The organism is Gemmatimonadota bacterium, from assembly GCA_016714015.1.
Classification (GTDB): domain Bacteria; phylum Gemmatimonadota; class Gemmatimonadetes; order Gemmatimonadales; family Gemmatimonadaceae; genus Pseudogemmatithrix.
Genome location: JADJNZ010000001.1, coordinates 1,213,087 through 1,231,773 on the forward strand (window position 1 = coordinate 1,213,087; position 18,687 = coordinate 1,231,773).

The window sequence follows — 18,687 nt, forward strand, 5'->3', positions numbered from 1 at the left end:
GGTGATGTCATCCGACGTCCCGCACATACATCGCCACCGCATTCTCCCCGTACTCCCGCACCCCCACCCGCTCGTACCCCAGCCGCTCATGGAACCGCACCGACCCGGGATTGGGCGGCGCGAGATTCACCTCGAGCGCCACCCGCGGCCACCGCGTCGCCGCGAACGCGTGCATCTCGGCGTAGAGCGCCGCCCCCACTCCCTGCCCCCGCACCCGCTCCGCCACCACCACGCGATCGAGGTAGAGGAACTCCCCGTATCGCGCCCCGAACCACCGGTAGTTCTCGCTCCAGTAGTCCCCCCCGGACGGAAGGCAGATCACGAACCCCGTGACCCCCTCCGCATCCCGTAGCACGCGGACGTACGCCGCGAGCCCCACGATCCGCTCCAACTCCCGCATCTCCAGCCGATTCACATTCGGCACCGCGGCATTGTTGAGCGCGAGGACCCCCTCCGCATCCCGCATCAGAGCGCTACAGGAAACGGCCGGATGCGGAAGGTCTCCGCATCCGGCCTCAGTCCCGTACCCCGTACCGCCTGTACATCGCGCATCGGGGTTCCCCCCGTATCAGAAGTTCAGCAGGTCATCCATGGTGACCACCGGCCGCGCCGGCGCTTCTTCCGCCTTCGGCACGACGGGCGGCTGCCCCGCCCGCTTCGCCTCGGCATTGAACTTCGCCAGATCCTCCGTCAGCACCTTCTGCAGCTTGGTCAGCTCCGCATCCAGCGCCGCCGAGAGCTCGGTGAACACCGCCTGCGCCTGATCCGTCGGCCGGTACGGCCCCGACCCCGCAACGCCGGCCAGCGCCGCGATCCGGTTGTTCAGCCTCACCGGATAGTTGAGCGGGTCCTGCCCCGACTGGTTCTTCACCTGATAGATCTCCCGCTCCACGCGCGCCATCGCCGAGTCGATCGCCGCCGCCGAGCGCCGCAGCCGCGGCGCCGCCGCCACCCGCTCCTGCAGCTGCAGCCGCACGTTGCGGATCGTCTTCACCGCATCATTCGCCGCCGTCGTGCGGTCACGCACCTGGATCAGGAAGTCGAACTGCGCCTGCAGATCCGCCGCCGTCGCCGTCGTGCGCGGGTCATTCACCAGCTTGAACGTCGCCACCTGCGGCGCCGCATCACCGACCGTCATCCGCACCGAGTACTCCCCGGCGGGCGCCATCGGGCCGCGCACGCTGCCGGCCCACATGATCATCCCGCGGAACGAGCTCGCGTCGGGATAGCGCATGTCCCACGTGAACTGGTTGAGCCCCGCCGCGTTGGCCGGCCGCTGCGCCGCGCCCCCACCGAACCGTCCGCCGCCCGGCGCGTTCGCCGCCGCCGCCCGCTCCGCCGCGAGCTGCGCCGAGTCCGCCGACTCGTACGTCTTGATCACCGAGCCGTTCGGCGCGAGGAACTCGAGCTTCACCTTCTGGTTCGCGCTCGCGAGGTGGTAGTAGACCACCGCGCCGCTCGTCGGGTTCTGCCCCGGATTCGACGCGCCTGCGCCGGCGCCGCCGCGTCCGCCCCCGAACCCGCCACCCCACTCGATGCGGTACGCATCGCGCGGCTGGAACAGGTGCGCCGGCTTCGCGAGCGACTCGGCCGTCATCTGCCGCAACGCCGAGAGGTCGTCCATGATCCAGAACGACCGACCGTGCGTGCCGGCGATGAGGTCGCCTTCCTTGATGGCGAGGTCGTGCACCGGCACCGGCGGCAGGTTGCGCTGCAGCGGCTGCCAGTTGGCGCCGTCGTCGAAGCTCACGTACACGCCGCGCTCGGTGCCGGCGTAGAGCATCCCGCGGCGCACCGGATCCTCGCGGATCACGCGCGTGAACTGGTCCGCCGGGATCCCGTTCACGATCTTCGTCCAGGTCGCGCCGTAGTCCGTCGTCTTGTAGAGCAGCGGCTGGAAGTCGTCGAGCTGGAACCGATTGGCCGCGACGTACGCCGTGCCGTTCGCGTAGTGCGACGCCTCGATGATCGAGATGCGCGTGAAGTCGCCGATCCCCGGCGGCGTCACGTTCTTCCAGGTCTTGCCGCCATCGCGCGTGACCTGCACATAGCCGTCATCGCTGCCCACCCAGAGCACGTCCGCCGACTGGAACGACTCGGCGAGCGTGAACACCACGCCGTACGTCTCCACGCCCGTCTGGTCGCGCGTGATCGGGCCGCCCGAGGGGCCGAGCGTGCGCGGGTCGTTGCGCGCGAGCGGCGGCGAGATGGGCAGGAAGCTCTGGCCCTCGTTCGTCGAGCGGAAGAGCGTCGAGCCGCCGGCGTAGAGGACCTTGGGATCGTGCATCGAGATCACGATCGGGAAGGTCCACTGGAACTTCACCTTGATGTCCTCCGACGACCATCCCATCGGGTTGTCGGGCCAGGCATTGATGTTGCGCTCGAGGCCCGTGCGCATGTCCTTGCGCGTGAGGTAGCCCGAGTAGCTGCCGGCGTAGATGACGTCGGGGTCGCGCGGGTCGGCCGTGACGTAGCCCGACTCGCCGCCGCCGGCGTCGTCCCAGTCGCCGATCGAGATCGTCCCCTGCTGACGGCTCGGACCGCAGAGCGTCGAGTTGTCCTGCTGCGCGCCGCAGACCTTGTACGGGAAGTGGTTCGTCGTGGAGACGTGGTAGAACTGCGCGGTCGCGAAGTCCTGCTCGCTCCAGGTCACGCCGCCGTTGGTCGAGACGTTCGCGCCGCCGTCGTTCGCCTGCACCATGCGGAGCGGATCGTTCGGCGCGACCCACAGGTCGTGGTTGTCGCCGTGCGGGACGTTGATGTTCTGCCGCCAGGTCTTGCCGCCGTCGGTCGAGCGGAAGAACGAGACGTTCAGCCCGTACACGATGTTCGTGTCCTTCGGGTCGGCGACGAGCCGCGAGTAGTACCAGGCGCGCTGCCGCATGTTGCGGTCGCCGTTGAGGAACTGCCAGGTGTTGCCGCCATCATCGGAACGGTATGTGCCGCCCGAGTCCGCCTCGATCTGCGCCCACACGCGGCGCGGATTCGCCGGCGAGACCGCGAGCCCGATCTTCCCCAGCACGCCCTTCGGCAGGCCGGGGTTCGCCGTGAGCTCGCGCCAGGTCGCGCCACCGTCGGTGGACTTCATGATGCCGCCGCCCGGGCCGCCCGAGTTGAGCATCCACGGCCGCCGGTACGCATGCCAGAAGGTCGCGTACAGCGTGTTGGGATCGGTGGGGTCCATGATCAGGTCCCATACGCCGGTCGAATCGTTGCGGAAGAGGATCTTGTTCCAGCTCTTGCCGCCATCGACCGTCTTGAAGACGCCGCGCTCCGGGTTGTTGCCGAAGGCGTGGCCGAGCGCGCCGACGTAGACGATGTCGGGGTTGGTCGGGTGCACGCGGACGCGCGAGATGTGCCGCGTCTCCTTGAGCCCCATGAGGGTCCAGGTGCGCCCGGCATCGGTCGTCTTCCAGAGCCCGTCTCCATGCGAGGTGTTGCCGCGGATGTCGGTCTCGCCGCCGCCCACATACACGATGTCCGGGTTCGACTCGGCCACGCCGATCGCGCCGATCGTCCCGCCGAAATAGCGGTCGGTGACCGGCTGCCAGTTCACGCCGCCGTCGGTCGTCTTCCAGACGCCGCCGCCGGTGGTGCCCATCCAGTACTCGAGGGGGCGGCTGGTCGACCCGGCCACGGCGACGGAGCGTCCGCCGCGCGCGGGGCCGACCTCGCGCCAGCGGAGGCCGTTGAAGGCGGTCGGCTGCACCGTCTGCGCCTGGAGCGCGGCGGGCAGCAGGATCGTCGCGGCGATGAGCGCGGCACGACGGAAGGACGAGCGGACGGACACCGGACTACCTCCGAACGGGGGTGGGGGAGCCGCGCCTGGACGGCTGGACGCGCGCTCTGAAGATGCAGGTGCTTGCGACGGGATGAAAGCTGAAGGATGAAGGTGGGAGGATCAGGCGCTACATTCTCCCCCGACCCGATCACTGAGGATTCCGCATGCCTGCTCCCTTCCGCTCCGCTACGCGCGGTGCCGTCGCCGCGTTCGCCCTCACGCTCCTCGTCGGCCTCGGTGCCTGCGCCAAGGCCGAGGAGGCCCCGCCGGCCGAAGCGCCGGCGGTGCGCGACCCCAACACGCCGCTCCACGTGGCGAGCACCGGGCTCTCCACCCCCGAGTCGGTGCTCTGGGATGCCACGCGCAACGTCTGGTACGTCTCCAACATCAACGGCAACCCGCCGCAGAAGGACGACAACGGCTTCATCATCCGGCTCGGCGCCAACGGCGAGACGATGGATACCGTGCCGTTCATCAACGGCGCCGACGATGACATCACGCTGCACGCCCCCAAGGGCATGGCACTCCAGGGCGACACCCTCTGGGTCGCCGACATCGACGCGGTGCGCGCCTTCGACGTGACCACCGGCAAGCAGGTCGCGAGCGTCGATCTCTCGTCCATGCGCGCCACCTTCCTGAACGACGTCGCCCTCGGCAACGACGGCGGCATCTACATCACCGACTCGGGCATCGCCTTCGGTGCCGACGGGTCGGTGACGCACCCCGGGAAGAGCCGCGTCTTCGTCATCCGCAACCTCGCCGCGAGCGAGGCGGTGGTGCTGCCCAAGGCGACCGGCGCCAACGGCATCGCGTGGAACGCGTCGCGCAACTCGTGGATGATCGTCGGCTTCGCGACGCCGGACGTCTACGAGTGGGTGGTGGGCGCGAAGGAGGCGACGGTGCTCGGCCAAGGCGTGGGCGGCGCCGACGGCCTCATCGTCCTCGAAGGCAACCGCGCGATCTACTCCAGCTGGGCCGACTCCTCGCTCAACGTCTTCGAAGGCGGCGCGAGCAAGACCCTCCGCAAGGGGCTCGACTCGCCGGCCGACATCGGATACGACCCGGCGCGGAAGCTCATCGCCGTCCCGCTCTTCACGACGAACCGCGTCGAGTTCTGGCCCCTCGAGGGCTGATGCACCGCCCCTTCTCGCCGGAGTGGGCGGCCGCGTTCCGCGACGCGATCGAGGCGGACGCGGCCTACCGCGAGACGGCGACCAAGTGGACCTGGCCGGTCGCCCTCGTCCTCGACGCGGCGCCCGAACTGGGATACGCCGAGCCGGTCGCGGTGGAGCTCGCGCTCGACCACGGCCGGTGCCACGGCGCCGAGATCCGGCCGCTCGAGGCGGTCACCGCGCCGTTCGTGCTGCGCGCACCCTACGCCACCTGGAAGCAGGTGATGCTCGGTGCGCTCGACCCGCTCGCCGGCGTGACCCGCGGGCGGATCGCCGTGAAGGGATCGCTCACCACGCTCATGCTCCACGCGCGCTCGGCCGCCGCGCTCTGCGCCTGCGCGCGCGCGGTCCCCACGCGCTTCCCCGACGAGGCCTGACCATGACGCTCACCGCGACGCAGCGCGACGGGCCGTACCTCGCGCTCTATCACAAGGCGAAGCAGCTGCACTGGGATCCGGCCGCGGTGGACCTCTCGCAGGACAAGGCCCAGTGGGCGCGCATCAAGCGCGAGCACGAGGGCGAGCGGTACCCGGAGCAGATCCTCCGTCTCACCTCGCTGTTCTACGAGGGGGAGGAATCGGTCACGCGCACGCTCGCGCCCTTCTGCTCCGCCGTGTCGCGCGCCGGGCTCGGCGTGGACAAGGAGATGTTCCTCACCACGCAGCTGTACGAGGAGGCGAAGCACTTCGAGTTCTTCGCGCGCTACTTCCGCGAGGTGTTCCGGGAGGACGGGGCGATCACGCGCGGCTTCATCACGCCGGCGCCGCAGGCGGTGCTGCTCGACGACCTCGAGGAGGTCACCGAGCGCCTCCGCCGCGAGGAGGACCCGACCGCGCTCGTCGCGACCTTCGCCGAGGCGGTGACGCACTACATGGGCGTGGTGGAGGCGATGCTCGCGCGCACCGGGTACGTCGGCGCGCACGACGCGCTCGCGACCCGCGGCTGGCTCCCGGGGCTGCAGGAGGGCTTTCGGCTCATCAAGCGCGACGAGGGACGGCACGTCGCGTTCGGCATGCGCGTGATCGCCGAGCTCACCACCGATCGTCCCGAGCTGCGCGCGACCGTCGCCGCGACCTTCGAGCGCCACCTCCCCAACGTGCTCGCGACGGTGGGCGAGTTCGACTACCCGCAGCCGCTCGTCGACATCGACAAGCTCGGCCAGTACGCGCTGGCGCAGTACCAGCGCTTCGCCGCGGCGGCGGGGCTGGAGGGAGAGACGCTGGATCCCGCCGAGTTCGAGGCGGAGTGACCGATGGATGACGTCTCGCTCGCGCTGACGTTCTTCGTCGTCTTCCTCTTCTCGACGACGCTGCACGAGGCCGCGCACGCGTGGGCCGCGCTCAAGGGCGGCGACCGCACCGCGTACGATGGTGGACAGGTCTCGCTCGATCCCACGCCGCACATCAAGCGCGAGCCGATCGGGATGCTCGTGCTGCCGCTCGCGACCGCGCTCATGACCGGCTGGCCGATGGGCTATGCGAGCGCGCCGTACAACGTGAACTGGGCGCGCACGCATCCGCGGCGCGCGGCGTGGATGGCGCTCGCCGGTCCCGGCGCGAACCTCTTCCTCGCCGTCGTCGCGGGGCTGTCGCTGCGGGTGGGGCAGATGGCCGGCGTCTTCTACGCGCCGGAATCGGTGCACTTCGGCGACCTCGCCGGCAGCGATGCGGGCGGCATCTGGCCCGCGGTCGGGCGGCTCCTCAGCGTGCTCTTCTCGGAGAACATCCTGCTGATGGCCTTCAACCTGCTGCCCTTCCCGCCGCTCGACGGCTCGGCGGCGATCACGCTCTTGATGGACAAGCCGACGACGCGGAAGTACCAGGACTTCATCTGGAGCACGCCGGCGATCGGCTTCCTCGGGATCTTCGTCGCGTGGAAGCTGTTCGACTTCGTGCTGCACCCCGTGTTCCTGGCGGCGGTGAATCTCGTGTACGACGGCGCGTCGTACAGCTGAACGCCTGGCCGGCGGCGCGCGCGGACCACGCGCGCGCCGCGTGACCGTCAGGGCGTGCAGCGCTCGAGGCGCGCCGTGATCGGCGCGCTCGCCCCGGCGGTGGTGCGCGCGAGGCCGCGGAGCAGGTCGTCGGATCGCACCACTTCGGCCTGCACGCCGTTCGGCGTGAGCGCGAGCCAGAGCGTGTCGCCGTTCGTGCGCACGATGCGCGGATCGGTCTGCACCGGATCCATCGCGAGCGTGGACGTCACGCGCCAGCAGCCGACGAGGCGCGCGGCGGGGGCCGACTCGCCGAGCAGTGCCGCGGCTTCCGGCGCACGCGCGGGCGCCGCGTCGCGCAGCAGCGGTCGCGCGGTGCCTCCGGCCACGCGGACGTCGTCGAGGCGCGTCGCACCGGTCGCGACGCCGCCGGCCACGCCACGTGTGCGCGCGCTGATCTCGTTCGCCGCGTTCGCGCTGGCCGTGGCGGCGAGCGATGCTGGCGCGGGCGCAGGAGCCGGAACGGTCGCCGGCGGACCGGCGGGCGACGCCACGGCCTGTGCCGAGGACTGTGCGGCGACCTTCGCAGTGGCCGACGCGGCGACCGGCGCGACATCCGCCGATGCTTCCGTGCGATCGGGTTCCGACGCGCGCTTCTCGAGCGCGAGCCGATCCATCGTGCGTGTATCTGCCTCGCGCCGCTCCGACTCCTGACGCGCTGGCACCGCCGATGCCGCCGCGGTCGCCGGGGCGGCGGGCGGCGCGGGTTCGTTCCGCAGTGCTTCGGTCGGCGCGGCGTCGGGAGCCGACGCTGCGACGGACGTCGCCACGGCCTCCTGCTGCGTGCCGCTCTCCATCACGACCGCATCAGCTTCACTGCCCGCCTCGTCCCGCACTACGTATCCGATCCCCGCTACGAGCACCACACCCGCCGCCACGCGCAACCATCCCGGCACGCCGCGGCGCGCCGAGGTGCGCGGCGCGGCCTGCGTCGCCGGCACGCGCGCGTCGCGCATTGCCGGCGCCGCACTCCCGCCGCGCGGGATCACGTCCCCCGCCACGACGTCGAGCTTCCCGAGGATCCGCGAACTCGCCGCGATCAGCCCACGCGCCTCCGCGGCCGCCGCCGACCACTCGGCGTCCTCCGCCACCAACCGCTCGACCCGCGCGGCCTCCTCCGCCTCCAGCTCGCCATCGAGCCAGGCGTGAAGGAGCCCTTCGTCAGGACGCGACATGCGAACCTCCCCGGCGCTCGTCCACGAGCGCCTCATATGACTCGGCGAGCCGCTTCCGCGCCCGCGATAGTGTCGTGCCCACCGAACTCTTCTCGATCTGCAGGATCTCGGCGATCTCGCCGTAGTCGAGTCCCTCTTCCTTGAGCAGCAGCGCCTGCCGGTCGCGCTCGCCGAGCTGCTCGAGCGCCTTCCGCGCCATCGACGCATCCTGCGCCCGTTCGAGCGTGAGGTCCACGCTCTCCACCTGCGCCTCGCGCGACTCGGCGGCCAGCAGTTCGAGATGCCGCCGGTTGCGCGCATCGCGCCGCGCCCCGTCGCGCACCAGGTTGTGCGCCACCGCGAACACCCAGCTCCGCTCGTTCACGATCGTGTCCTGCCGCAGGGCCCGGACGAACGTCTCCTGCGCCACCTCCTCCGCCCAGTCGCGATCGCCCAACCGTCGGGTCAGATAGCGCACGAGCGTGGCGTGATACTCGCGGAAGAGACGTTCGGCCTGGTCCACGGCGTCACCAATCGCGGGTGATGGCGGTGAGTTGCCGCTCGTCGAGCTGCTCCAGTCCATCGGCGGCGAGGCGGATGGTCACCGCGCGTCCATGCACCTCCACTCGCTCGCCGAGGACGAAGAGCTCGCGCAGCTCGGCGATCCGCTCCATCGCCGCGAAGTAGGCCGGCGAGAAGGGCTTGATGGTGAAGGTGCGGCCATCGGCCGCCTTCGGGCGATCGTCCATCCACACGCCGTCCGTGAGCGCGAAGGTGCGCGACGTGGTGCGGCGACGTCCGCTCGCGTCCACCTCGCCGCTCATCGCGATCGACCGCGCATCGCGCATCTCCGCCGCCGCCTTCGCCAGTTCGAACTCGTTGCGAGTGCTGGCCCGCGCATCCGCGCTCGGCGCCGGGCTGCTCGTCACGCCGCTCGCGACACCACCGGCCACGCCGCGCGCCGCATCGTCGCGCCGCATCGGCCGCACCGAGGGCACCACCGACGGCGAGACCGACGCCGGGGCATTGGCGCCCACCACCCGCTGCGCCTGCATCCCGGGCTCGAGCACGAGGTACGACGTGAGCTCCGTGGGGATGCCCCACCGCTCGCCGAGCTGCCGCATCTCGCCATCGAGTTCGCTCGACGCGCCGTTGCGGCGGCGTTCGGCGCTCAGCCAGCCCACGCGCTGCGTCGCCCAAAGCCGGCCGACGAACGCATCGGCGGTGCGACGCGCCGGGAAGTTCGCGCGCGCCTCCCAGGTCACCGGGCCGTCCGGCGTGTCGCCGATGATGGTGATGCGCGCCGCGCCATCGCGACCGTACGCGACCGGGATCGCGCTCTGCCGATAGCGCGCGAGCACCGTCAGCTCCTGGCCGGCGAAGAGGTCAAGGCGACCGGCGGGCTGCAGCGCGCGCAGCTGCACGCCCGAGGCGCGGACCCGGAGGTTCGTCGCCACCGGCCGCGTCAGGCGCTGCGCCACCACTCCCACCACGCGCTCCACATCCTCCTCCGGGCGCACGAAGTGCGCGGTCCCCGCGCCGTCGAGCGCGACCTGTTCGAGCAGCGCCGCATTGAGGTCGGCCCCGAGGCCGAAGGTGAACACGCGCCGCGCGCCGCGCAACTCGCCGGCCCGCGCCGCGATCCGCTCGCCGCGCCGTTCGCCCACCGTGGGCGCGCCATCGGTCATGAAGAGCACCAACGCGAGGCGTCCGGCGCTCTCCTCGCGGTCGAGCGCCTCCTCGAGCGCGCCCATGATGTTCGTGCCGCCCGTCGCGCGCAGATCCTCCAGCCACGACTCGGCGCGGGCGCGCTCGTTCGCGGTCGCGACGGTCCAGCCGTCACGGTACTCGTCCACGTCGTTCGAGAAGGCGATCAACCGGAAGCGGTCCTCGCGGCCGAGCGTGTTGAGGAGCTGCTTCCCCGCCGCCTTGGCCTGCGCGAGCTTGGTGCCGCTCATCGAGCCCGAGACGTCGATGACGAAGGTGATGTCGCGCGCCGCGCTGCGGCGCACGATGGCCGGCGGCGCGAGCGTGATGAGTGCATAGCCGTCCTCGCCCTGCGGCGCGTGGGTGAGCACCGAGATCGCCGCGCGGTCGCTGTCGCGCACCGGCAGGAGCAGCGTGATGGTCCCCGACGCGTCGTCGACGCGCGCGACGCGCCGCTCGAGCTCGCGCGCGCTCTCCATCCGGTGCGTGGGCGACCAGGCGGCGCCGAAGCCCTCGCCGGCGGGCCAGCGGAAGTGGAGCGTGGTGCCGCTCGCCGTGCCCTGGCCGCGCGGCGCGGGGACGTCGATGCGCAGTGCATCGCCCTCGCGTTCGGCGACGGCGCGGAAGCGCACCTTCACCGTCCGCGTCTCGCCCGGCTGGATGGGGAAGATCCGTGTGCGCAGCACGCCCATCCCCATCCATTCGACGAGGGCGGGATCGCGCTGCTTGCGGACGATCTCCTCATAGATGCGGCGCGCCTCGCCGGCGCCGAGGGCTTCGCCGGTGACCATCTCGCCGTCGATCTCGAGCGCGAGGTCCTCGAAGGCCGCGCCGCGCGGGAGCGGGAGCACGTAGTCGGCCTCGCCGATGGCGCGGCCGCGGTTGTTCCACTGTTCGGTGACCTCGTAGCGGAGGACGCGGCCCTCGAGCGTGACGCGGACGTCGCGCGCGGTGCGTTCGACGCCGCCCACGCGGCAGGGCGCCGGCTGCTCGCACGGCGCGGCGACGCAGACGCGCGGGCGCCCGCATTCGGGGTCGATGATGCGCACATCCTGGGCGGCGGCGGTGCCGGCGCCGAGCAGGAAGGCGAGGAGGGCACGCGGGGCGAAGGTCTGCATGATGGTGCGGTACACGGGGTCTCCCGGTCGGGTTCACGGAGGAGACGCCGGTGGCGCAAGAACTTGCACATCATGAGTCAAGCTGTTGTGGCACAGGCACTTCGGCGGGACTTGAGCCTCTTGCTCGGTCGTTGGACCAATGAGCCGGTCAGCTCCAGTTGGCGTCGTGTCTCACGAGAGCGAACGCGGGACCCATGAGGACGGTCATCATGTACCACATCCAGAGTCCGCTCGAACGCCCTTCTGAGATCGCCACGATCGTCGCGCCCGGCGCCGCGACCAGCGCCATCACGGCGAATCCGACGAGCAGCCCGATGAGTCGGCTACTCCGGGATGCACGCCGACTCGTCACATAGATCCAGCCGGCTCCGCCCCCGGTAACGATCGCGAGGAGCGAGGCGGCAATGGTGAATCGATGAACCGCTGGGTGGTCCCAGCCAGCGAACGCCATGAGCAGGGCGAGCGCGAGACTGGCCGCGATTCCCGTGCGAACTGCTGCCCGCGGAGACCGCTCATCTTCGGTGATCACCGTCGACGCTCGTCAGGTCGCTCTGTTTCGCCGGAAACACCTGACCCACCTTCGCGGCGGCGAAGCCACGCGGATATCACAGTGACTGCCTTCGCCACGGCACGTGATTCCCCCTTTCTCCGCATCGCGTCGTAGACGCGAGCCGGCCTCGTCCGTGCTTGCTCGGCGACTGCGGTGAGCTCGTCATCCGCCCCCTCCCGAAGCAGGTCCCTCGACCACGCGACGAATGGGTGCTCCGGTGCGACTCGCTCGATGACGGTCAGCTGTTCCCGGACACACCGACGTTCCATGCGCGAAAGCAGATTCCGGCCGCGCGAGTGCACACGCACCCCCGACGCCCACAGGCGCGCATGCGCTATCTCGTGCGCCACCATCGAGGCGATCGCGGCGGCGTCATATCGCGAACCCAGATCAACGCGGAGGAAGATGGTCCGGGACGAGGCTTCGAACAGGGCCGGTGAGTATGGCAGGATGCCGAGCGCGACCTGATTGACATGTATTTGCAACCAGCGCGAGTGCACCGGACTGTGCGTCGAGAGCAGCGCGACCGCCTCGCGGGTCCTCTCCAATGTCAACTCGACTCCCGGGGAGGCATCGCTGGCGTCGAACAACAGGATGCCGACAACACTATCCCTTCCGAGTGGACGATTCCGTCGCACCACGAGCTCCGAGACGGCGAGCGCCGCGGCGGAGCGAACATGCGAGCGGAGTCGGTCAAGCATCAGTGAGCGACTTCGCGTCGGCCATCAGAGCAGCGCCCGTCCGACCACGGCGATCTCCATACAGTGAGGCACGAAGGGGCGGCCGCACGGCCGCCCCTCCTTCATCCTTCAGCCTTCATCCCGCAGACTTCAGCCCTCATCCCAGCCCGCTCACGTCGGCTCCTCCCCCGGCACCACCCCCGGGATCCTCGTCGGCGTCCGCACGATCACCCGCACCGCCAGCAGGTTCTGGTCCGCCCGGTGCATCGTGCTCATCAGGTTCTCGCTCGGCTCCCGCGACGCCCACCCCAAGGAGAAGGGCACCGGCGCCGTCCGCAGTGCCGCCGCCTGCATGCGCTGCGCCACCATCATCGTCTGCGCCTCGCTCGCCCCGCGCAGCAGGATCACGAACTCGTCGCCGCCCACGCGGATCACCGGTTCCTCGGCGCGCACCTGCCGCATCAGGAACCGGCTCATCCGGATGAGCGTGTTGTCGCCCATCGCGTGGCCGTGCGTGTCGTTGTAGTGCTTGAAGTGGTCGATGTCGATGAAGAGGCAGCCCCAGTTCCCGTCCGACGGGCTCATCTCCTCGTCCATCTCGGCCAGGTAGCGCCGGTTGTAGCAGCCGGTGAGCGGGTCGCGCATCGACTGCTGGCGCAGCTCCTCCTCCATCTTCTTCCGGCCGGTGATGTCCACGAGCATCCCGTGGAAGAGCATCTCGCCCGACTCGGGATCCTTCACCGCGTACGAGGTGTCGAGCACCGTGAGCAACGCGCCGTCGGGGCGCACGATCTGCAGCTCGAAGTCGCGCGACCAGCCCTGCCGCTCGATGAGCTCCAGCTGCGCCATGCGGCGCGCCGGGTCGAGCACCAGCTCGTTGGCGCCGTAGTTCTGCAGGTCGTCCAGCGACCGCACCCCGATGAGCGCGAAGAACGCCGGGTTGCCGTCGAGGATCTCGCCGCGGTTGTTCGTGATGTAGATCGCCTCGCGCAGGTTGATCACGAACGAGCGCAGGCTCTCCACATCGGTGAGGGAACGGAAGCGGTCGCTCATGCGGTGCCTCCCGGCGCCGGCGTGTCTCCCGCGGCGGCCGGCGCGGCCGGGGCCGCCGCATCCGCCCCGATCGGGAGTGGCGTCTTGTCATCCACCACCGCGAGCCGCGGCTCCCAGCTCCGCATCATCGCGATGAAGGCGTTCGCGGCATCGGTGTCGAAATCCGGCCCCGCCCCGTCGCCGATCATCTTCAGCACCCGCTCCGACTCCCACGCGGCACGATAGGGGCGATTCGTCCGCATCGCGTCGTACACGTCGCAGACGTGCACCAGCTTGCTCGCCGCATGCACGCCGCGCTCGAAGTGCCGCTTGGGATAGCCCTGCCCGTTGATCATGATGTGGTGCTCGTAGGCGACCGCGGCCGCGAGATCGAGGTCCCGGTCACTCTCGTAGATGATCTTCGCGCCGTCGACCGGGTGCTTCCGCATGATGGTCCATTCCTCGTCGGTGAGCTTCCCCGGTTTCGTCAGCACCTCCTTGGGGATACGCACCTTGCCGAGGTCATGCAAGAGGCCGGCCACCCCGAACGCCCGGACCTCCTTCGGCCCCATCCCCATCCACTCGGCGAGCGCCATGGTGAGCACGCTCACATTCAGACTGTGCGTCGTGGTGTATTGGTCGAACTCCTTGAGCTGCAGCAGCGGGATCACGATGCGCTGGTCGCCGTGCATCGCGACCGCGAGCGACCGCACCACGCTCTCGGCCTCGATCAGGGGCAGCGCGCCGGTCACCTGCACCTCGTCGTGCATCCAGCGCACCGCGTCGGCCTCGTCGCTGAGCGAGAAGCGCATCGTCGCGGTCTTCACCGGACCCGCCTCCACTGGCCGGACGGTGTCGTCAGTGCCGCGCACGCCGATCGCCCCGAACTTGATCGTCGAACGACGGTCGGGACTGCGCGTCGCGCTGTCCACCGCCTGCAGCGTGAGCCGCGCGAGCACCTCCTCGAGGAACAGCTCGAACTCCTCGCGCGTGATCCCGCGCTCGGGCTCGATGCGCTGCACGCCGGCGTTCGCCAACCGCCCGCCCCATCCCCAGTCGCCCAGCTCGCGGAGCGCCTGCTCGCCGTAGATCACGTCCTCGCCCAGGAAGCTGAACTTGGGGCGCGGGTCGGTCTCGAGCAGCCGCTGCAGCGCATGGAAGGCGCTGTCGATCGTCCGCTCCCGCGCCGGATGACCGTCGGAATACAACGACATCGTCGCCAGCGTCTGCGCGAACGCCGTGAGGAACCGCACCGCCTCGTTCATGCGGCGCTCCCGCGCGGCGAGACCGCGTCGCGGATCTCCTCGTCGGGGCTCGCCGCCGCGAGCGCCAGCGCCTCGCGCGCCGACGCATGGTCGCGCCAGTGCGTCGCCAATCCTTCCAGCGCCGCGAGCATCTCCGGCGACTTCGAGACCAGCGCCGCGCGCTTGAGCAGCTTCCCCACCTTCACCACGCGCGCCGCGAGCCAGGCCGCGGTGTCGCTCGCGCGATGGCTCGCGAGCGCGCGGATGCCGAGGGCGCGGAGGTCGGGGTTCACGGTCGCATCGTCGGCGCGCACGCGGAGCATCGCCGCCGCATCGGTGGGGCAGTCCTTCATCGCGGCGCCGAGCGCGAGGCGCAGCGCCCCTTCGTCGGCGTCGGCCATCGCGCGGAGGATCGCCTCGTCGCGCGTCCACGGACTGCGCAGCAGTTGCCGCAACGCCTCGCGACGCACGAGCGCGTCGGCATGCGACAGGAACTGCGTGGCGTCGTACCCGCTCTCCCACTCCGGGTGCTTGGCGAGCATCGCGATGAGCGGACGCACCGACCCCCAGCGCATCGACGGCAGCCGGTCGAGGATGAGCGGTCCCACCGGCGCCCCGGCCGCCTCGAGCACCGAGAGCAGCCGCTCCACCGCGCGATCGTCCGGCGCCGTCTCCAGCGCGTCGAAGAGCGGCTCCGCCGCCGCCGCGCCCATCCGCTTCGCCATGCGCTGCAGCACCGGCACCGGCAGCGGATCGACCGAGAGCTGCACGCGCAGCCGCGCCGGCGTCGCGATGTGCCGCCAGAGCACGTCGCGCATCCACACCGCCGGGGCGTTGTCCACGAGGTTGAGCAGCGGCGCGAGGTCGTCGCGCCCCACCATGATCTCGACCGACCGCCACACCTGGTCGCCGAGCGTCTCGATCTCGAGCCCCATCGCGAGCAGCCGCTCCGGCTCGATCCCGATGTTCTGCTCGGAGTTCAGGAAGAGCGGCGCGCGCTTGGAGAACTTCTCCAGCGTGAGGCGGTAGCCGTCGGGGTTCGGGTCCTCGAGCGCCCACCCGGTGAGCAGCTGCTGCACCTGCTCGCGCAACGCGCCGTCGGCGGCACCGCGCATCTCCACGGCCCCGCTGTCGGCGTGGTTCGCCATCTTCGTCAGCATGCGCACCATGGAATGCGAGATCGACTGGTTCGAGGTCTCCGCCGCCGCCTTCACGAGGTCCACCACCGCCTCGAGCGCCATCCCCTGCGCCGCATCCGAGACGAACTTCCGCCGCTGCCGCACGTCGCCGCCCATCTCCAGCAGCCGCTTGAGCGTCTCCGGCGAGAGCGTCGCCACCAGCGCGCTCACGCGCTTGGTCAGCGCCGCGGCGTCGCGCCCGCCCTTCGCCTTCAACTCCTCGGCGATCTGCAGCAGGTATCCCACGACCACCTGGTCGTACGCGGTGTCGCGCTTCACCTCCTCGATCGCCTTCGCCACCACCTCGGGGTTCACCGACTCCGGGTCGTCCTCGTTCACCACGATCCCCGACTGCTTCACCAGCGCCGCGCGCGCGAGGCCGATCCAGAGCTGCGCCGAGCGGCTCCCCGCCCCCGCCGCACGGATCTGGTCGTCGATGTCCGCGCCCTCGCCGGGCGTCGGATCCTCCACGAGCAGCTGCAGCTGCTGGAAGGTCATCGGATAGAGGCGGATGTGCGCCCACTGCGCGAGGATCTCTGGCCCTTCCATGCCGAGCGGCCGCGGCATGCGCCCCGCATCGACCGCGACCTTCGCCATCATGTCCACCAGCTCGTCCTCGGCCACGCCCTGCGTGAACTTCACCGCGCCGAGATGATGGCGATGCAACCGCAGCGCGAGCTCGCGCAGTACCGGGTTCTTGTCGTCGGTCGCGACGCCTTCGATGATGAGCTGGTGCCGCGCGACGCCGAGCGAGAGCGCCGTGCGCTCCTTGAGCAGTCCGTCGAGCCGTCGCTGCAACTCGGTCGAGGTGTTCTCGAGCAGCGGATGGCCGGGCGGATAGATCGCGTGCTTGTGCAACCCGATCGAGAACTCGATCAGGAACTCGGACAGCTCTCGGGAGAGTGAAGCGGCCTCCCCGGCCGCGACCGCGCGCGTCATCGTCGCCAATATGTCGGGTGGGACCACCATCGTGCCATCAGGACGCCCCTTGTGATGGACGCCCCGGGACGCCGGAAGTATCTCTCCGGCGTGCCCCAGACCGCCCCTCCGCTCCCGCTCGCCCTCCGCACCACGCTCGGCCTCCTCGCCCGCGCGGTCGTCCCGCACGCCTTCGACGACCCGGCGCGCGGGGCGCGGCTCGTCCAGCGCCTCGAGACCGAACTCGGCACTCTCCACCCCCGCAAGCAGCGCGACCTCCACAACGGGCTCGCCCTCATCGGCTCCTGGGTGGGCGCCCTCCTCGCCTGGCACGCGCCCAAGCCGCTCCGCCTCCACTCCCCCGAGGCGCAGGCGCGCATCCTCGACCGCTGGCTGCACTCGCGCCTCCCCCTCCTGCGCGCGGTCGCCAACGCCCTCCGGCGGATCATCCTCTTCGCCGAGTACACCACCGCCGAGGCGCAGCGCGAGGTGCGGTACCTCGGCCCGTATCACGCGCGCGGCCCCATGGTGCCGTGGGAGGGCGCGCTCCCCGGCACCCCCTCCGACGACGAACCCGTCGCCCGCGCGCCCCTCCCCTCGGGCGCGCACCTCCCGGCGCCCGCGGCGCAGGCGTTCGCCACGCCCGAACGCCTGAGCGTCGGGGCGATCGTGATCGGCTCGGGAGCCGGCGGCGCCGTCGCCGCCGCGCGGCTCGCCGAGGCGGGGCACGAGGTGCTGGTCGTCGAGGCAGGAGCCCTGCTGCAGGGCGACCAGCTCGCCGAGCAGGAGTACGAGATGTTCACCCGCCTCTACGCCGAGCGCGGCCAGCGGGCCACCGACGATGCGGCGCTGAGCATGCTGCAGGGCACGAGCGTGGGCGGCGGCACCACCGTGAACTGGATGATCATGCTCCGCACCCCCGACTGGGTGCTCGACGAATGGGCCGCGTATCACGGGACCGAAGGGATGCGCCCCGCCGACCTCGCGCCGGTCTTCACGCGCATCGAAGCGGAGCTCCACGCGCGCACCGTCCCCGACGACGCGCACTCCCCCAACAACCGGATCATCCTCGACGGCGCGCGCACGCTCGGCTGGTCCGCCTTCGCCGGGCGCATCAACGCCAAGGGGTGCGTCCGCACCGGCTTCTGCGGCTACGGCTGCCGCTACGGCGCCAAGCAGGGCGGCCTGCAGACCTACCTCCCGCGCGCCGTCGCGGCGGGAGCGCGGATCCTGCCGCACGCCACCGCGCTCCGCATCGACGTCGTCGAGCGCGGCGGGTCGTTCCCGCGCAAGCGCGTGACGCTGCGGCACGCGCCGCCGGGTGAGGCGCCGCGCGAGCTCGTCGCCGAGGCGCCCATCGTCGTCGTCGCCGGCGGTGCGGTCGAGACGCCGGCGCTCCTCCAGCGGTCGCGCCTGGGCGGCGGCGGCACCGGGCGGTTCCTGCGCGTCCATCCCACGAGCGCGGTCTTCGGGCGCTACGACCGCGAGATCCAGGGCGCGAGCGGCATCCCCCTCACCGCGGTCTGCGACGAGTTCCTCCGCGGCGACGGTGGCTATGGGAGCTGGATCGAGTGTCCGCCGCTCCATCCCGGGCTCGCCGCTGCCTCGCTGCAAGGCTTCGGCGCGGCCCATCGTGGCGTCATGACGCAGTTCCCCGCCCTCGGCTCGCTCATCGTGCTCGTGCGGGATGGCGCCGAGCGCGGCCACTCCGACGGCGAGGTCCGTGCGCGCCCCGACGGGAGCACGAGCATCCGCTACCGGCTCAACCCCCGCGACGCGCGGCAGCTCGAGGCGGGGATGGTCGCGGCCGCGCGGCTCCACTTCGCCGCCGGCGCCCGCGAGGTCGTCTCGGCGCACGCGACGCCGGTGGTGCTGCGATCGCCGGACCGGCTCGACCTGCTCCGCGGCCGCCCGCTCGGCCCCAACCAGGTGACGCTCTCCACCGCCCACGTGAACGGCACCTGCCGGCTCGGCGCCGACCGCACGACCGCCGGCACCGATCCGCAGGGCGAGGTCTACGGCGCGCCGGGCGTCTTCGTCGCCGACGGCTCGCTCCTCCCCACCGCGCTCGGCGTGAATCCGCAGGAGACGATCATGGCGCTCGCCACGATCGTGAGCGAGCGCATCGCATCGCGCCGCCGGCCCGGCTAAGTTTCCGGT

The 18,687-nt window shown here is 71.1% G+C and carries 15 protein-coding genes; 5 read left to right on the top strand and 10 right to left on the bottom strand.

Annotated features, from left to right (window positions below; all coding sequences use genetic code 11):
• Positions 1 to 7: 7 nt before the first annotated feature.
• Both IPJ78_05145 and IPJ78_05150 read right to left on the bottom strand, forming a co-directional pair.
• On the bottom strand, positions 8 to 466 hold the full coding sequence (locus IPJ78_05145) for a GNAT family N-acetyltransferase (protein MBK7905935.1): 459 nt from the start codon (positions 464 to 466) through the stop codon (positions 8 to 10).
• Positions 467 to 568: 102 nt separating this feature from the next.
• The gene (locus IPJ78_05150; GenBank protein ID MBK7905936.1) at positions 569 to 3,790 is read right to left on the bottom strand and encodes a glycosyl hydrolase; all 3,222 of its coding nucleotides are present in this window, start codon (positions 3,788 to 3,790) and stop codon (positions 569 to 571) included.
• A gap of 155 nt (positions 3,791 to 3,945) precedes the next feature.
• Here IPJ78_05150 and IPJ78_05155 point away from each other — a divergent pair, with 155 nt between their 5' ends.
• The 4 genes from IPJ78_05155 to IPJ78_05170 are packed head-to-tail and all read left to right on the top strand — an operon-like array spanning position 3,946 to position 6,907.
• Positions 3,946 to 4,914 carry an SMP-30/gluconolactonase/LRE family protein gene (locus IPJ78_05155; GenBank protein ID MBK7905937.1) on the top strand — a complete coding sequence of 323 codons (969 nt, stop codon included), beginning with the start codon at positions 3,946 to 3,948 and terminating at the stop codon, positions 4,912 to 4,914.
• Complete coding sequence (locus IPJ78_05160; protein MBK7905938.1) at positions 4,914 to 5,330, top strand: Fis family transcriptional regulator; 417 nt, start codon at positions 4,914 to 4,916, stop codon at positions 5,328 to 5,330. Before IPJ78_05155 ends, IPJ78_05160 begins: the two co-directional genes overlap by 1 nt.
• 2 nt (positions 5,331 to 5,332) lie before the next feature.
• Positions 5,333 to 6,202: a ribonucleotide-diphosphate reductase subunit beta gene (locus IPJ78_05165; GenBank protein ID MBK7905939.1), complete on the top strand. Its 870-nt coding sequence runs from the start codon at positions 5,333 to 5,335 to the stop codon at positions 6,200 to 6,202.
• A gap of 3 nt (positions 6,203 to 6,205) precedes the next feature.
• Positions 6,206 to 6,907 carry a site-2 protease family protein gene (locus IPJ78_05170; protein ID MBK7905940.1) on the top strand — a complete coding sequence of 234 codons (702 nt, stop codon included), beginning with the start codon at positions 6,206 to 6,208 and terminating at the stop codon, positions 6,905 to 6,907.
• Between the two features lie 47 nt (positions 6,908 to 6,954).
• On the opposite strand, the gene IPJ78_05175 is transcribed toward IPJ78_05170, so the two are convergent.
• The 8 genes from IPJ78_05175 to IPJ78_05210 all read right to left on the bottom strand — a co-directional run bounded on the left by IPJ78_05175 (position 6,955) and on the right by IPJ78_05210 (position 16,548).
• A complete protein-coding gene (locus IPJ78_05175) occupies positions 6,955 to 8,121 on the bottom strand; it encodes a zf-HC2 domain-containing protein (GenBank protein ID MBK7905941.1) in 1,167 nt (388 codons plus the stop codon).
• The gene (locus IPJ78_05180) at positions 8,108 to 8,623 is read right to left on the bottom strand and encodes a sigma-70 family RNA polymerase sigma factor (protein ID MBK7905942.1); all 516 of its coding nucleotides are present in this window, start codon (positions 8,621 to 8,623) and stop codon (positions 8,108 to 8,110) included. The genes IPJ78_05175 and IPJ78_05180 overlap by 14 nt, the downstream gene beginning before the upstream one ends.
• A gap of 4 nt (positions 8,624 to 8,627) precedes the next feature.
• A complete protein-coding gene (locus IPJ78_05185; protein ID MBK7905943.1) occupies positions 8,628 to 10,940 on the bottom strand; it encodes a VWA domain-containing protein in 2,313 nt (770 codons plus the stop codon).
• A 133-nt stretch (positions 10,941 to 11,073) separates the two neighbouring features.
• The gene (locus IPJ78_05190) at positions 11,074 to 11,277 is read right to left on the bottom strand and encodes a hypothetical protein (GenBank protein ID MBK7905944.1); all 204 of its coding nucleotides are present in this window, start codon (positions 11,275 to 11,277) and stop codon (positions 11,074 to 11,076) included.
• Between the two features lie 173 nt (positions 11,278 to 11,450).
• Positions 11,451 to 12,176 carry a hypothetical protein gene (locus IPJ78_05195; protein MBK7905945.1) on the bottom strand — a complete coding sequence of 242 codons (726 nt, stop codon included), beginning with the start codon at positions 12,174 to 12,176 and terminating at the stop codon, positions 11,451 to 11,453.
• A 150-nt stretch (positions 12,177 to 12,326) separates the two neighbouring features.
• The gene (locus IPJ78_05200; protein ID MBK7905946.1) at positions 12,327 to 13,208 is read right to left on the bottom strand and encodes a sensor domain-containing diguanylate cyclase; all 882 of its coding nucleotides are present in this window, start codon (positions 13,206 to 13,208) and stop codon (positions 12,327 to 12,329) included.
• Positions 13,205 to 14,452 carry an HD domain-containing protein gene (locus tag IPJ78_05205; protein MBK7905947.1) on the bottom strand — a complete coding sequence of 416 codons (1,248 nt, stop codon included), beginning with the start codon at positions 14,450 to 14,452 and terminating at the stop codon, positions 13,205 to 13,207. Before IPJ78_05205 ends, IPJ78_05200 begins: the two co-directional genes overlap by 4 nt.
• Complete coding sequence (locus IPJ78_05210; protein ID MBK7905948.1) at positions 14,449 to 16,548, bottom strand: hypothetical protein; 2,100 nt, start codon at positions 16,546 to 16,548, stop codon at positions 14,449 to 14,451. Before IPJ78_05210 ends, IPJ78_05205 begins: the two co-directional genes overlap by 4 nt.
• Positions 16,549 to 16,638: 90 nt before the next feature.
• Here IPJ78_05210 and IPJ78_05215 point away from each other — a divergent pair, with 90 nt between their 5' ends.
• On the top strand, positions 16,639 to 18,678 hold the full coding sequence (locus IPJ78_05215) for a GMC family oxidoreductase (GenBank protein ID MBK7905949.1): 2,040 nt from the start codon (positions 16,639 to 16,641) through the stop codon (positions 18,676 to 18,678).
• Positions 18,679 to 18,687: the final 9 nt, after the last annotated feature.

What these genes read in the sequence shown, in the direction of transcription:
- IPJ78_05210 (MBK7905948.1), bottom strand. Translation starts at nt 16,548, where the DNA reads ATGACGCGCGCGGTCGCGGCCGGGGAGGCCGCTTCACTCTCCCGAGAG.
- IPJ78_05195 (MBK7905945.1), bottom strand. Translation starts at nt 12,176, where the DNA reads ATGCTTGACCGACTCCGCTCGCATGTTCGCTCCGCCGCGGCGCTCGCC.
- IPJ78_05200 (MBK7905946.1), bottom strand. Translation starts at nt 13,208, where the DNA reads ATGAGCGACCGCTTCCGTTCCCTCACCGATGTGGAGAGCCTGCGCTCG.
- IPJ78_05175 (MBK7905941.1), bottom strand. Translation starts at nt 8,121, where the DNA reads ATGTCGCGTCCTGACGAAGGGCTCCTTCACGCCTGGCTCGATGGCGAG.
- IPJ78_05205 (MBK7905947.1), bottom strand. Translation starts at nt 14,452, where the DNA reads ATGAACGAGGCGGTGCGGTTCCTCACGGCGTTCGCGCAGACGCTGGCG.
- IPJ78_05160 (MBK7905938.1), top strand. Translation starts at nt 4,914, where the DNA reads ATGCACCGCCCCTTCTCGCCGGAGTGGGCGGCCGCGTTCCGCGACGCG.
- IPJ78_05170 (MBK7905940.1), top strand. Translation starts at nt 6,206, where the DNA reads ATGGATGACGTCTCGCTCGCGCTGACGTTCTTCGTCGTCTTCCTCTTC.
- IPJ78_05145 (MBK7905935.1), bottom strand. Translation starts at nt 466, where the DNA reads ATGCGGGATGCGGAGGGGGTCCTCGCGCTCAACAATGCCGCGGTGCCG.
- IPJ78_05165 (MBK7905939.1), top strand. Translation starts at nt 5,333, where the DNA reads ATGACGCTCACCGCGACGCAGCGCGACGGGCCGTACCTCGCGCTCTAT.
- IPJ78_05155 (MBK7905937.1), top strand. Translation starts at nt 3,946, where the DNA reads ATGCCTGCTCCCTTCCGCTCCGCTACGCGCGGTGCCGTCGCCGCGTTC.